The organism is Undibacterium sp. Ji22W (assembly GCF_049340305.1).
Taxonomy (GTDB): Bacteria; Pseudomonadota; Gammaproteobacteria; order Burkholderiales; family Burkholderiaceae_D; genus Undibacterium.
On record NZ_JBMPOU010000001.1, the window covers coordinates 412,871 to 427,897 of the forward strand.

A 15,027-nucleotide genomic window follows, 5' to 3' on the forward strand; every position below is an offset into this window, starting at 1 on the left:
TTCAACCCATACACATGCGCATCTTTATTCGTATCCTTATTCTATTTGCACTTGCCGCTGGCATTGCCATCGGTGGTCGCTTTAATGCTGGTAATGTGGTGTTGTTCTATCCACCAACCAGAATTGATTTGTCCTTAAATTTCTTCTTGCTGATTTTAGCGCTCTTGTTTTTTGTCACTTATTTCGTAGTGCGTACCATCATTGCGACGACAGAGATGCCGAAAAAAGTAGCTGAGTATCGACAAAGTAAACGTGAACGCGAAAGCAATCGCGCATTACGGGATGCTCTGAAAGCGCTGTTCGAGGGACGTTTTGGTCATGCAGAAAAATCGGCGGCGAAGGCTTTAGATTTGCCAGAAAACAAAGCACTGGCAAGTTTAATTGGTGCCAGAGCTGCACATCATATGAGTCAATTTGAGCGCCGCAACGTTTGGTTTGCTGGAATAGAAGACGATAATGCATATAAGACGGCACGTTTGGTCACGATGACGGAGTTATATGTTGATGAGCATAAAGCCGAACTAGCTTTAGAGGCAGTCAAAGAATTGAATGCACGCGGTAAGCGCCATATCCAGGTGTTGCGCTGGGCCTTAAAGGCGAATCAACAAGCAAAAAATTGGGCTGAAGTTGTCAAACTTGTTCGCACTTTAGAAAAAAATCATGCGATTCATCCGGCTTTGGCCGGGCGTTTGCGGGAAATATCTTATGAGGCATTGCTAAAAGAACATCGACATGACGCAGAGTCCTTGCGCCGGGTCTGGAGTGAAGTACCTTCTGCAGAACGTAAAAATCGTTATATCGCTGTGAGTGCTGCCGCCGCATTCACCAAATGTCAGGTGCTTGATGAAGCACGTGCTGTCGTCGAGAAATCTTTGGCTGAAGAATGGGATAACCGTCTGCTGCGTAGTTATCGCGAAGCAGCTGGATCCGAAGGTTCTGCCGCATTACGATCACAAATTGAACATTGCGAAGATTGGTTGAAAAATCACCCAAAGAACGCAGAGTTAGAGCTCACCTTAGGTGTCCTATGCTTCCATCAAAAGCTGTGGGGCAAAGCACAAGTGCATATGGAAGATGCATTAAATCATACTGAGGAAGCCCGCATAGTCCGTGAAGCAAACTTGAGTTTGGCACAATTACATGAAAAACTTGGACAAACGACTGAGGCGACGAAGCATTATCGTCAATGTGCTTTGGCGACTAGTCAGTAGTCAAGCCGAAAAGCACTTCTCTAGGTAGGGTAGATGAGGAATTAATAGAATTGCTGCTGCATTGCACCAAATGTACTTAAAAATCGTTATAATCTGGCGATTGTGTTTGATTTACTTTGAAAGCGTCTTATGAGTTTAAATAAAGTGTCAGCTGGCCGTGATTTACCTAACGATTTTAACGTGATTATCGAAATCCCTATGAATGCGGATCCGATTAAGTACGAAGTAGACAAAGAAAGCGGCGCGATTTTTGTGGATCGTTTTATGGGTACAGCGATGCATTACCCATGTAACTACGGCTACGTGCCAAATACGATTTCGGGCGATGGCGATCCAGTGGATGTATTGGTGATTACACCATTTCCATTGATCCCAGGCGTAGTTGTGCGTTGCCGTCCTATCGGCATCTTGAATATGCATGATGAGGCGGGTGCGGATGGCAAAGTCTTGGCGGTCCCTATCGACAAAATTCTGCCGATCTACCAACATTGGCAGAAGCCAGAAGATTTGAACATTTTGCGTTTAAATCAAATCCAGCATTTCTTTGAACATTATAAAGATTTAGAACCAGGTAAATGGGTCAAGATCGATGGCTGGGGCGGTACAGATGATGCTCGTGCAGAGATCTTGAATGGCGTAGAGAATTACAAAAAATCTTTGGCGTAATTTGCTCCGTTAGATTTATAAAAAAAGGCAGCTTTGGCTGCCTTTTTCTTTGCTTTCAATTCCCTATCGAAATTTCTTCGTCTCGAATTCATTATCTTGCCTTGAATGCTAAGACCGCGAGGATTGCGCCGATAATAAAACTACCCCAGCCCAACCAAAATAGATTGCTTTTATTAGCAAACATATTTGAAGAGTTACCAGGTTTGGTGGTGGCACCCGAGGATGATTGGCGTCTAGCCCTTTTTTCCCTGGCTAAGAATTTGTTTAATGCGAGTGCCATTTCTGCCGCGCTTTTGTAACGACGATGCGGTTTCTTTTGCATCGCTTTCATGACTATGTGTGCCAATTTTTCTGGTACTTCAGGATTTACCAAGTCCGGTGATTTTGGTGTTTTGTGCGTAATGTTGTAGAGCAGCTTGTCAAAATCAGACGCCGAGAACGGCTTTTGTCCAGTCAGCATTTCATACAAAACTGCGCCTAAAGAATACACGTCAGTGAGCGCAGTTACTGGTTGGCTAGAAGCTTGCTCGGGCGACATGTAGTTTGGCGTACCCATGATATTGCCCTTGAAGAGGGTCTGGGGCTGACCACTTTCGTCGAGAACACGATTCGGTACACGGGCAATTCCAAAGTCGACGACTTTGGGTTGATTATTTTCGACGATGAAAATATTTGCTGGTTTGATGTCGCGATGAATCACACCTTGATTATGCGCAAAGGATAAGGCATTCGCGATTTTATAGGCAATTCCAGCAGCTTCAATCACATCAAAACGTTTACCTGCTGCCATCAATTCACGCAAATCTTTGCCTTGTAAGAACTCCATTGCAATGAAGGTTGTGGCGCCTTCTGTTGACGCATCATAAATCGTGACGATATTTGGATGCGAGAGCCTGCCTGCAGCACGTGCCTCGTTGATAAACTGTTGTTCCCGTTGTTTTTTGTCTGTGGCACCAACCGGATTATTCAAGATTTTGATGGCGACAGCACGATCAATAATTGGATCGTGACCAAGCATGACACTACCATTTGAGCCACTGCCTAACTTGTCGGTCACAGTAAAGCGACCGATTCTGCGCATCGGTGTTTTGCTCGCCCCAGCTGGATTGTTTACATTGGCATTTTGCATCATACGGAAGAAAACCTTGAATTAAATATATCTAACCATCTGATAATGATGGGTTTTTTGCATCTGCACATTCTAATGGATTTGCCTGCTTTACATGTAAAACCATGCAGGTTTCTGATAATTATGTTGCGTATTTAGTCTAAGTATTCTCATATTGATAATACTAGTTACCTTTGTCAATAAACTCTCAACTCAGTGGCGAGTCAGGCGACTATCTAAAAGGATTTCGTTCTCTCAGTTCATCTAGGTAATCATCAATGCCACCATGTTCACGTTGTAGAAAGTGCGCGACCGCATCGGCGAATGCGGGTTCTTGTAGATAATGTGCGGAGAAGGTCTTTTGAGGTAGAAATCCTCTCGCCATTTTATGCTCGCCTTGCGCACCGCCTTCAAAGACTTGGATTTTTTCCTGTATACAAAATTCTAAGGCTTGATAATACGCCGTTTCAAAATGCAAGCATGGTACATGTTTCAAACAGCCCCAATAGCGACCATAGAGTGTGTGCTGATCGTGGATGAAGAGAGCAGCTGCGACTTTTTCTTCTTCAAGGCTGGCGATAACCAAATAAATATTGTCTGGCATGTTCTTGCCGATGCGCAGAAAAAAATCCAGATTGAGGTAAGGGCTGGATTGATGTTCGGCGTAAGTGTGGTCATAGCATTGCTTAAAGAAACACCAATCGGATTCGATAATTTCTTTTCCGCGCAGATGTTGAAACTGTATTCCAGCATCTCGCACTTTGCGCCGTTCCGCTCTGATGTTCTTGCGCTTCTTGTGTTCAAAGCTGGCCAAGAAATCTTCAAAATCATGATATCCATGATTGATCCAGTGAAATTGCACGCCTTGTCTCAGCATGAAATGGGAGCTCTGCAAGATACTCGCTTCTTCAGGCGTAGGGAATAAGATATGGCAAGAAGAGTAACGCGGCGATTGCATTAGATTTTGCAAATATTTCAGTAAAGCTTGCCGTGCTTCAGTGTTAATACTGAGTAGGCGACTTCCTTGTACAGGCGTGAAAGGAATCGCAGATAATAATTTAGGGTAATACGCCATGCCATGCTGTTGATAAGCATTTGCCCATGCCCAGTCAAACACATATTCCCCATAGGAATGCAATTTTTCATACAAGGGCATGGCGGCAACGAGGGTTTCTTGTCCCTCGACTTGTTCCCAAACACAGATAAAACGAGGAACCCAGCCAGTTTGGACCGAAGCAGAACCCGATTCATGTAGCGCGTCTAAGAAAGCAAATGATAAAAAAGGATTCGCTTGTGCTTGCAACTGCAGTAAGCCATCCCAATTTGTTTGTCCAATCTCCGATAGAGAATCAACCAAGCACATGCGATAATGTGAGACTTCAGAATTCATAGCTTATTGCAAAACCTTATGACTGTAAAAGTTGCTATCGCTCAAATGAACAGCATCGTCGGTGATCTCACAGGCAATGCTCAGCAAATTCTTGATTACGTGACCCGTGCCGCGGCACAAGCTGCCGACATCGTTGTCACACCTGAACTATCGCTGGTCGGCTATCCCCCCGAGGACCTGTTACTGCGTAGCGCGTTTTATCAGCAAACGGCGCTTGCACTCCAAAAACTAGCGCGTGACTTGCAGCCATTTTCAGATGTGCATGTTTTGGTTGGACATCCATTGGAGCAGCATGGGCATCACTATAACGCGATTTCAGTTTTGTTGAATGGCAACATTACGCATACCTACTTGAAACACGCTTTGCCGAATGATGCGGTGTTTGATGAGAAGCGTTATTTCTCCACGGGAGATGATGCTGTTGTGTTCGAAGTGAAGGGTACGAAATTCGGCCTCAATATTTGTGAAGATGTTTGGAATGGCGACGCGCCGCAATTAGCGCGCGCTGCCGGAGCACAAGTTTTGTTGGCGCCGAATGCTTCGCCGTTTCACATGAATAAAAGTGATTTCCGGATTGAAGTCATGCGTCAAAACATCAGCAAACTAGGTATGAGTCTGGTGTATGCGAACTTGTTGGGCGGTCAGGATGAATTAATTTTTGACGGCAATTCTTTTGTACTCGATTGTGAAGGACAAGTTTGCGCACAGCTAAGACATTGTGAAGCCGATTTGCAGGTCATTGATTTTATCGATGGTGTGCCGCAACTCAGCACCGTTACACAGACTTTACCAGTAGAAGCACAGATCTATCGTGCCTTGGTGTTGGGTGTACGTGACTATGTGACAAAGAATGGCTTTCCTAGTGTCTTGATCGGTTTTTCAGGTGGTGTCGATTCTGCTTTGACTTTGGCGATTGCGGTCGATGCTTTGGGTGCGGACAAGGTCCGTGCAGTGATGATGCCTTCGCCGTATACCGCTGATATTTCCTGGTTAGATTCACGAGAAATGGTCAAGCGTATTGGCGTGCGCTACGACGAGATTTCTATCAATGAATGTTTTAGTGCATTCAAAAATACTTTGAGTCAGGAATTTGCCGGCTTAAAAGAAGACACGACAGAAGAAAATATTCAGGCACGCATTCGCGGTACGATATTGATGGCGATGTCGAATAAGTATGGATCGATTGTTCTGACCACCGGCAATAAGAGCGAGATGGCGGTCGGTTATTGCACTTTGTACGGCGACATGGCGGGTGGTTTTGCGGTGATTAAAGACGTTGCGAAAACCATGGTGTATCGCCTTTGCACGTATAGAAACTCGATTGGTGATGTGATCCCTGAACGCATTATTACGCGACCACCTTCTGCGGAATTGCGACCAGATCAAAAGGATCAAGACTCGTTGCCGCCATATGATATTCTCGATGGCATTATGCAGCTCTACATGGAAGAAAATCAGTCACGAGCTGAAATTATTGCGGCGGGTTACAGCGAAGCCGATGTGGAACGTATCACGCGCTTGATTAAAATTAATGAATATAAGCGACGTCAGGCACCGGTTGGAATCCGTATTACGCACCGCGCTTTCGGGCGTGATTGGCGTTATCCGATTACATCGAAATTTCGCGACTAATATAGTAGACACATAATAGACACTCAGTGAGGAAAACATGAAACAAATTACCGCAATCATCAAACCATTTAAATTGGACGAGGTCCGCGAAGGCTTGGCTGAAGTCGGCGTTACCGGTTTGACGGTGACTGAAGTTAAAGGTTTTGGTCGTCAAAAAGGGCACACTGAGTTATATCGCGGAGCTGAGTATGTCGTTGATTTTCTACCGAAAATTAAAGTCGAAGTGGTGGTCGATGATAAGGTTTGTGATCACGTAGTCGATGCGATCATCAAAGCGGCGCATACCGGTAAGATCGGCGATGGCAAAATCTTTGTGCAGAATGTCGAGCAAGTGATACGTATTCGTACTGGTGAGACAGGATCAGAAGCCGTCTAAATTTCCAGAAGCTGCATGAAAACAAACGTAAAAACAGGCGCGAATCTTAAGTGTGATTCGCGCCTGTTTTTTTAATCTATTTTTATTTAGGAAGCTCGTAGCAAAACGATCAAAGCGCCAGAACCGCCATCTGCCGCGGTCGCCTGACTAAAGGCTATGACTTCATCCTTCTGTATCAGCCAATTACGCACCTTGTTTTTCAATACAGGTTCTTTGTTGATTGAGCCCAAGCCCTTACCATGAATAATCCGCACGCAGCGATACCCACTGCGTAGGCATTTGCGTAAAAATTCGCCGAGATTATCACGTGCCTGATCACGCCGCATACCATGTAAGTCTAACTGGGCTTGTATGACCCAAGCACCTTGGCGCAATTTTTTTGCGACATCGATGCCTACTCCGACGCGGGTGTAGCTAAGATTCTCGTCTGATTCAAGTAAAGTTCCTGCGTCAAATTCATCAGATAAAGATTCCTGCAAAGCCTTTTGTTCATCTTCAATATGTTTGAAGGGAAGTGGCTGCGGTTTCTTAGGTAATGAGTGGAATTTTTCTGGTTGCTTTAATACTTGAACTTCGCCGATGCTACTGCGAAAAATATTCGCTTCGATAGCTGCCTGCTTTTCGCGCGCTATCCGTTCCGCCTCAGCTTTTTCGCGTTGTGCTTGTTGTTCTTTGAGCTGTTTGCCAACTTGTTGAAGGTCAGCAAAAGATTTCATTGATGAGCCCATGATGATGTTTGCTGATGAAGTAGAGAGGTGAAAAGACCTTGCCGCAGAGGCGCAGAAGGCGCAGAGTTTTCAAATGCTTCTTTGCGTCCTCTGCGCCTCTGCGGTCCAATTTTATTCTTCTAAGAAACGCTGTGCGTCGAGTGCTGCCATACAGCCAGTACCTGCACTCGTAATCGCTTGACGATAGATGTGATCTTGCACGTCACCCGCTGCAAACACACCAGGAATATTAGTGGCCGTCGCCATGCCTTCATTGCCCATTTTGGTAATGATATAACCGTTTTTCATTTCCAGTTGACCTTCAAAAATGCTGGTATTTGGCTTATGACCGATGGCGATGAAGACGCCATGTAAAGGCACAGCGCTGACAACACCATCCGCAGATTTGATATTAATACCTGTCACGCCAGATGCATCGCCAGTGACCTCATCTAAAGTGTGATTCCATTTCACTTCCACTTTACCTTCGGCGACTTTGGCCATTAAGCGGTCGATCAAAATCGCTTCGGCGCGGAATTTGTCACGACGATGAATAACGGTCACTTTGCTGGCAATATTCGACAAATACAAAGCCTCTTCCACAGCAGTGTTACCACCACCGACCACGGCGACTTCTTTGCCGCGATAAAAGAATCCATCGCAAGTGGCGCAAGCGGAAACACCTTTACCCATGAAAGCTTCTTCTGATGGCAAGCCTAAGTATTGCGCCGATGCACCAGTTGAAATGATTAAGGAGTCGCAAGTGTATTCACCTTGATCGCCGATCAGTCGGATAGGCTTTTCGGTCAACTTCGCGGTGTGGATATAATCAAAAATAATTTCTGTGTTGAAGCGTTCTGCGTGCTCTAAAAAACGTTGCATCAATTCTGGACCTTGGACGCCGTTAGGATCGGCTGGCCAATTTTCAACGTCAGTCGTTGTCATTAATTGACCACCTTGTTCGACACCTGTGATTAAAACAGGTTTCAGATTGGCGCGTGCTGCATACACGGCTGCGGAATAACCAGCTGGGCCAGAGCCGAGAATCAAAACATGTGCGTGCTTAGTTGATTTAGGTGTAGACATAGTGGTTCCGATGAAAAAGGTCGTGAATAAATGTTATCGAACGGCGAAAATCGCTGCTTTGATTTGCGAAATGTTGGATTATCCCAGATTTGGGGCAACTTGACTTTATTCAAGTCAAGGATTGGTGGATTCGCTGTGGAGCTAAGGAGGGAGGAGGGGGCTGCAGCCTTATCTTTTAACTTAACCGATAAGGCTGTAGAGTGATCATTACGTCAATTAGTTTGGTCGTCAATTTCGAGTCTATTTACTAACTCAATTATTCGTCAAAACCCAAATGGAGAAAGCTGGAACATTAAGAATCGCAATTCCACCGCTATCTGCAGAGAGCTGCAATTGATTATTGGGATAGACACTAGCGAGCTTTGCATTTGCTGCTAAGTTTTTGAGACTGAGTGCGGTGTTCTCGCTCCCATAATTGATAATAACCCATGAAATTTCATTGCCTGCCTGCCGTTGAAAACTGAGTACCTTGGCAGTAACCGTGGCATTAGTATAGTTACCTTGATTGAGCGATAGGCGTTGTTTGCGTAATTGAATCAAGCTCTTGTAAAACTGTAGAAGGGAATGCGAGTCTTGTCCTTGCGTGGTGACGTTTTGGGTGCTGACATTCGCAGATAAGGCGCGAAATGGCGTGGCGCTCGTGAAGCCTGCATTGACGCTATTACTGCTCCAACTCATGGGCGTGCGTAATTTTGCGTCGCCACTGAGGCTACCAGCTCCTGCCATACCTATTTCTTCACCGTAGTAAATAAAAGGCGTACCGGGCTGCAGCAAGTAAGTTGCCGTAGCGAGTTGATATTGCGTTAAGTTGCCGCCAAGCTGATCCCATAGACGCGCACCAGCAAATTCGTCGTGATTGGAAATCATGGTGGCGATGGTGAGCGGTGCGGTATTGAAATAATCTGCAACTGCTTGAATCGCACTACTTTGCCCTTTGGCGGCATTCACGATGTCGTAATTATGTTTGAATGCAAATGCATTGCCGCAAGAATTACTAGCCGCAAAGGCAAGCGGATTGCCTGGAGCTTCGCACACGATAAAGCGCTTACTGTATTGCGTAATATTCTCTTGTACTTTACCCATTAAAGCGATGCTTTCTGGTTGACTTTCCCAGTTGCCCGCATCGTTTTCAATCAGATTTCCAACGGCGTCAAAACGGAAACCATCAACCCCGCGATTGAGCCAAAAACGTAAATTATTTTGATGAAATTCGACTACCGCTGGATTGCGTAAATTGAAGTCCGGCATACCTGAGTAGAAGGCAGCGAAGTAGGCGCCATTTTTGGTGTTATACCATGGGTTATTGCCGAAAATATTCCAACCGGTAGGCGCACTGTCTTTCCATACGTACCAGTTGCGATAGCTATTTGTGCTGGTGTCACCAGAGTTGATGAAGGCCGGATGTGTGTTCGCGCTATGGTTCATCACATAGTCGATTATGACGCCGATGCCACGTGCGTGCGCTTGCTTCAATAATTCATCAAAATCGGCGAGATTCCCATATTGTGTTTCTATGCTGCGATAGTCTTTGACGGCGTAACCGTGGTCCTTATCTTCACTTTGGCTGATGGGCATCAGCCAGATCCCCTGTACTCCTAGTTCTTGTAAATAATCGAGCCGTTGAATGACGCCACGTAAATCACCGGTCCCATCACCATTGCTATCTTGGTAGCCACGTACATAGATTTCCATAAACGGGCCTTGACGCCAATTGTCGCCAAGACTACTGCCTGGATCATTCTTGGTGATGCTGCTGTTTTCAAATGTCGGCAGGTTGGTGCTGGGAGTTTCAATAGTGGGTGTGGTTGGTGTACTAAAGCTCACTGGAGCTGAACTTCCACCGCCGCCACAGGCGCTAAGTAGACTGCAAAGGCTGAAAAGCAAAGCTGATGGATTCAATAGAGAGTGTGTTTTATTCATTTTATGTATTAAAACTACGTTATGTTTGTCTTAGTTAACGTTGGAAAAAACACATAATATGACGAATTACCCAAATATTGTTTACTATTTGTAGTAAAACTACACATTGAATTTGTTAAATCTTAAAAGTGATGCTGAGATCACTTTTAAGATTTCTGGTTTGAACAGGTCTTTTAAGCTTGGCTGAATTCGCACCAACTATGGGTCATGCCTTGATGAGCAACAGTTGGCACTTGGTCGATGTTTAATTTATGTTGAGCAGGGCCTTCTTGATGGTGTAAGGTCCGCTGTAGCTACCCGATGCATTTTTATAACCCTGAGTTTGGCTGTCACGTTTAAATGTCAGCGTAAAAGACAATGGGTTGTACGAATCGGATGGTGCGCTACCAGTGCTGGACGTCGGAGTTTGATCGATCATGTGTTTGAATGTGGCGCTGGAACTTCCGATTCCATTTGCGTCGACCGCAAAGATATTGGTGGAGTTAAGTGCACTACTGAACTGATAAGCCACGCCGCCAGTGCCGATCAGGCTTGTTTTGCTCGTGGTAATCGTGCGATTACTGAATTTGAAACTGTCACCGGCTGTCAGATACGATAGACGAACGCCTGTCGCGCTGAATTTACTACCGGTACCAAAATTACTTGAAGTTGCTTCGGCGACAAACACGCCACCGCTGCCATACACCGTTGCAACATCGGCATTAATGAATAGGGCAGTATTTTGATCGATGCCATATGACACGTTCGGACCGATATTTTTTAAAGCTGCAATGAAACGCCCCAGACGCCCGGAACGACTCGCGCGATTGTCGAAATGCGTATCGACATTTGCATTCGGGACAAAGCCAAATCCTTTGATTTTTGTGCCAAAATCCACATTCGTTGGGTGACTTAAACAGCTAGGTGCTGGCGTACCATCGGACGCTGGTGCGACGTAAGGGCAATTACTGGGAGAAATGCTGCGTAAGGTATTTTGATTTAAGTAGCCAATGCTGACGCCCTCGCCATACGAGGTACTGGGGGCAATAGCCGTTCCAGCAGAATCACCAGCATAGATTAAATTACCGTTGTTGTAACGTGTACGCATCGCCGCCAATAGTGGAGTATCACTGCCATCATCTTTCAAAAAAGTACGAGACAGACGTGACTGATCGCCGCCAATCACATACACCAGATCCGCCTGATTAATGATGGCAATGTTGGCGAGTCCTTGCGTGCTGGTGTTGCCGGAATTCGCGAGGTAAGTATCGTGGTGACTCAAAATATGTTTTGGTGAAAAGCCATGACGTTGAAATAAATTGTAGTAAGACCACGCGCCAGTTGTGGTGTCGTTATTAAATTTATCGACTCCATCGGCTTGATTTACGGCTGAGGCCGTAATTACGGCAACTCGCGGGCAAGGTGTGGTGTTCCAATCGGTACTGCAATTGCTGGTGCTGTTGATATTCGGTATGTTGGTGTTCTTGCCGGTTGCCTGGCGTAAACCGGTGACAAAGATGCTGGTGTTCTCTTGTGATATCGCACCGCCGTTAAGCCAAACTTTACCAGTGACTACGGCGGTAATCGGTGGAGTAACCGGTGGAACATCCGGTGTGCTGCCATTATTTGGAAACGTGACATTCAGACTGTAGGTGCCCGTCCCGGAATAGCTTTTGATTCTGATGTAATAGGTTCCCGCTGCCGGGGCATTATAGGTGCCAGTCTCTGGATTGCTGCTGCTGGACTTGTAGGCCACGTAGGAGCCACTGGCTGGATACAGAAACCAGTCTAAGTCGGCGCCGCTCGCATGTGACAAGTTGATGGTGATGGTGCCGGCTGCCGCAACCTCAATTTTGAACCAATCGTAGTCTGTACTAGAGCTAATCGTTCCGCTGATACTGGTGCCCGAACAAACTCCGCTATTGGCGGTAGTATCGGCATTATTTGATTCTATTTCCGCGGTAAGGCAAGTACCCGCAGAAGCAATTTGGCTAAGAGTTATGGCTAGGGTCACCACAATCGATTTGAAAAAGGAAGTATGCACTTTGTGTCTCCAAGTATGTTGGACAGTTTTTTTCGACGCCCGTACAACGCGTGAGCGCTACTGTTTTCTTGTATCGGATTTTTTATTTGGCTAAGTTTTTTTGGCTCTCTGGAAAAGTGCCAATCACAGGTCTTAAATGTCCTAATATTTACATTTTTATTTTTAATGTAAACCGATTTACATGCAATATAACCTGATCTTTAAGAAAAACAAATCATTTTTGTTGAACATTGTTGTTGCAACACCAAATTAAAAAAATGTTACGTGAAACGAGGAAAATCGAGAGATAGCTACAAAAAGTTTAAAAGAAAGCACTAACGAATTGCGGCAAAGTCGGCGCGCGTGGTGGAGGTCGGTAATGGATTTCAGGCTTGTTCAATATTTGCAGAAGAATAAACGACTAAGTAGCTAAACCCCGGGCTTTTGCCCTACAATCATGCTTGATTTTTCTCTTTGAAATTTATGCCAAATACCAACGAAGTTTACCAACGCAGTCGCCAGGCCGCACCTTCAACACCGATGCCAAATCGTATGGTGATTTTGTTGGGTGAAGTGCGTTGGATTGTGTTTGCCGCACTGACTGTTTATTTCATTCTCGTGCTTTCCACCTATTCCCCTTTGGATCCTGGGTGGTCGCGATCTATTTTGGTTGATCGCTATCATAATCTCGGGGGATTTGTCGGAGCACGAATCGCTGACCTGGCTTTATTTATTTTTGGCTTCTCAGCCTGGTGGTTTGGGTTTGCTTTATTACGTTTAGTTTGGCGTAGCTATCGACGGCTCAATCGAGACATGCAGACTGAGCATGAGGAGCCACACTTTGTCGACAAGCTGACGCAAATTTTTGGTTTTGTTTTTATTCTGATCGGTAGTATGGGATTAGAATCCCTACGCTTGTATTCTCTAAAAGTCGCATTGCCGAGTGTGCATGGCGGTGTATTGGGCGAATTGATCGGCAATCTGAGTGCTGCGGCGTTTGGATTTACTGGTGCGACGTTGCTACTGTTATTAGTGATTGCAGTCGGTTTGAGTTTGTACTTTCATTTGTCATGGTGGCAGATCGCTGAAAATACAGGCACCATAATTGAATCAAGTTTTGAATTTATTCGTAAAAAGTACACTGACCATGAAGACCGCAAACTCGGCGAAACGGCAGCCGTAAAACGGGAAACTACCGTAGTTCAAGAACGCGCCAAAATCGTCGAAGCACCACCAATACGAATTGAGCCGCAAGTCGTCGCCGTACAAAAATCTGAGCGCATTGAAAAAGAACGTCAAGTTTCTTTGTTTAACGATATGCCGGATACAAATTTACCGCCATTATCACTGCTCGACGAAGCACCGTTGACGCAGGAAACGGTCAGCATAGAAACCTTGGAGTTCACCAGTCGTCTGATCGAGAAAAAACTGTCTGACTTCGGTGTCGATGCGAAGGTGATTGCGGCTTATCCTGGTCCGGTGATTACGCGGTATGAAATTGAACCAGCCACGGGTGTTAAAGGTAGCCAAATTGTTGGACTAGCGCGTGATCTCGCTCGTTCTTTCGCCTTGACCTCGATACGTGTGGTCGAAACTATTCCCGGCAAAAATTATATGGGTTTGGAGTTGCCAAATCCCAAGCGCCAGATTGTGCGTTTGACTGAAATCTTAAGTTCCAAAGTGTACAACGATAGTTCTTCTAACTTAACGATTGCGCTGGGCAAAGACATTGCTGGTCATCCAGTCGTCGCTGATTTGGCAAAAATGCCGCATTTGCTGGTAGCGGGTACTACCGGTTCGGGTAAATCTGTGGGCATTAATGCGACCATATTATCTCTGCTGTACAAGTCCGATCCGAATGACGTCAGGATGATTTTGATTGATCCTAAAATGTTGGAGATGTCGGTGTATGAAGGCATTCCGCATTTGTTAGCACCGGTAGTGACTGACATGCGACAAGCAGGACATGCGCTCAATTGGGCGGTGAACGAGATGGAACGTCGCTATAAATTGATGTCGAAATTGGGCGTACGTAATCTCGCAGGATACAACGTCAAAATCGCGGAAGCTGCAAAGCGTGAAGAACATATTCCGAATCCATTTAGCTTGACGCCCGATGCACCCGAACCTTTAGAGAAACTCCCCACCATCGTCATCATCATTGATGAGTTGGCAGATCTGATGATGGTAGTCGGTAAGAAAGTCGAGGAATTGATCGCCCGTATTGCACAGAAAGCGCGGGCGGCGGGTTTACACTTGATTCTGGCGACGCAGCGTCCATCGGTTGATGTCATCACTGGTTTGATCAAAGCGAATATTCCTACTCGCATAGCGTTTCAAGTCAGTAGCAAAATCGATTCACGGACAATTTTAGATCAGATGGGCGCAGAATCTTTGCTTGGTATGGGTGACATGTTATACATGCCGCCGGGAACAGGTTTGCCAGTACGTGTACATGGTGCTTTTGTATCGGATGAAGAAGTCCATCGCGTGGTGAAACATTTGAAAGAGCAGGGCGAACCAAATTACATTGAAGGCATCTTAGAAGGCGGTGTGCTGGAAGAGGGCGGCGATGTACTGGCGCCGGGTGAAGGTGGTGGAGAAGCCGATGCCTTGTATGATCAGGCCGTAGCGATCGTTTTGAAGAATCGCCGCGCTTCAATTTCGCTGGTACAGCGACATCTGCGGATTGGTTACAACCGGGCAGCGCGATTACTGGAACAAATGGAAACCAGTGGTGTGGTGTCAACTATGCAATCGAATGGCAATCGTGAGATTTTGGTGCCTGCTGGAAACGCAGAGTAGACGTTTTTTTTGCTGCCGCGTTATAGCATAAGCGAGCCACCTCGCGTTAATAAACTGAACGCAAACTAAATGCAAAGTGAATGAAATGCGCGGACGTCGCCTGACTTCATATTGCACCATCGAA

At 45.7% G+C, this 15,027-nt stretch carries 11 protein-coding genes; 5 read left to right on the forward strand and 6 right to left on the reverse strand.

Features of this window, described 5'->3' with window-relative positions:
• Positions 1 to 14: 14 nt before the first annotated feature.
• On the forward strand, positions 15 to 1,211 hold the full coding sequence (locus ACO0KW_RS01665; RefSeq protein WP_423049998.1) for a heme biosynthesis protein HemY: 1,197 nt from the start codon (positions 15 to 17) through the stop codon (positions 1,209 to 1,211).
• A 129-nt stretch (positions 1,212 to 1,340) separates the two neighbouring features.
• Positions 1,341 to 1,877 carry an inorganic diphosphatase gene (ppa, locus tag ACO0KW_RS01670; RefSeq protein WP_423050000.1) on the forward strand — a complete coding sequence of 179 codons (537 nt, stop codon included), beginning with the start codon at positions 1,341 to 1,343 and terminating at the stop codon, positions 1,875 to 1,877.
• A gap of 91 nt (positions 1,878 to 1,968) precedes the next feature.
• Here ppa and ACO0KW_RS01675 read toward each other — a convergent pair whose 3' ends face one another.
• Both ACO0KW_RS01675 and ACO0KW_RS01680 read right to left on the reverse strand, forming a co-directional pair.
• Complete coding sequence (locus ACO0KW_RS01675) at positions 1,969 to 3,009, reverse strand: serine/threonine protein kinase (RefSeq protein WP_423050002.1); 1,041 nt, start codon at positions 3,007 to 3,009, stop codon at positions 1,969 to 1,971.
• A 208-nt stretch (positions 3,010 to 3,217) separates the two neighbouring features.
• Positions 3,218 to 4,375: a GNAT family N-acetyltransferase gene (locus ACO0KW_RS01680; protein WP_423050005.1), complete on the reverse strand. Its 1,158-nt coding sequence runs from the start codon at positions 4,373 to 4,375 to the stop codon at positions 3,218 to 3,220.
• An 18-nt stretch (positions 4,376 to 4,393) separates the two neighbouring features.
• Here ACO0KW_RS01680 and ACO0KW_RS01685 point away from each other — a divergent pair, with 18 nt between their 5' ends.
• Both ACO0KW_RS01685 and ACO0KW_RS01690 read left to right on the forward strand, forming a co-directional pair.
• Entirely contained in the window at positions 4,394 to 6,007 is a 1,614-nt protein-coding gene (locus ACO0KW_RS01685; RefSeq protein ID WP_423050007.1) for an NAD+ synthase, read from the forward strand.
• A gap of 37 nt (positions 6,008 to 6,044) precedes the next feature.
• Positions 6,045 to 6,383, forward strand: coding sequence for a P-II family nitrogen regulator (locus ACO0KW_RS01690; RefSeq protein WP_186942768.1), 339 nt, complete (start codon positions 6,045 to 6,047; stop codon positions 6,381 to 6,383).
• An 86-nt stretch (positions 6,384 to 6,469) separates the two neighbouring features.
• Here the strand turns inward: ACO0KW_RS01690 and ACO0KW_RS01695 are convergent, their stop codons facing one another.
• From ACO0KW_RS01695 to ACO0KW_RS01710, 4 genes are all read right to left on the reverse strand, one after another.
• On the reverse strand, positions 6,470 to 7,111 hold the full coding sequence (locus tag ACO0KW_RS01695; protein WP_423050009.1) for a Smr/MutS family protein: 642 nt from the start codon (positions 7,109 to 7,111) through the stop codon (positions 6,470 to 6,472).
• 111 nt (positions 7,112 to 7,222) lie between these two features.
• Positions 7,223 to 8,176: a thioredoxin-disulfide reductase gene (trxB, locus tag ACO0KW_RS01700; RefSeq protein ID WP_423050011.1), complete on the reverse strand. Its 954-nt coding sequence runs from the start codon at positions 8,174 to 8,176 to the stop codon at positions 7,223 to 7,225.
• A 252-nt stretch (positions 8,177 to 8,428) separates the two neighbouring features.
• Positions 8,429 to 10,096, reverse strand: a complete 1,668-nt coding sequence (locus tag ACO0KW_RS01705; protein ID WP_423050013.1) for an alpha-amylase family glycosyl hydrolase — start codon at positions 10,094 to 10,096, stop codon at positions 8,429 to 8,431.
• A gap of 244 nt (positions 10,097 to 10,340) precedes the next feature.
• Entirely contained in the window at positions 10,341 to 12,119 is a 1,779-nt protein-coding gene (locus ACO0KW_RS01710; RefSeq protein ID WP_423050015.1) for a pre-peptidase C-terminal domain-containing protein, read from the reverse strand.
• A gap of 462 nt (positions 12,120 to 12,581) precedes the next feature.
• Here ACO0KW_RS01710 and ACO0KW_RS01715 point away from each other — a divergent pair, with 462 nt between their 5' ends.
• On the forward strand, positions 12,582 to 14,903 hold the full coding sequence (locus ACO0KW_RS01715) for a DNA translocase FtsK (RefSeq protein WP_423050017.1): 2,322 nt from the start codon (positions 12,582 to 12,584) through the stop codon (positions 14,901 to 14,903).
• The last annotated feature ends 124 nt before the right edge of the window (positions 14,904 to 15,027 follow it).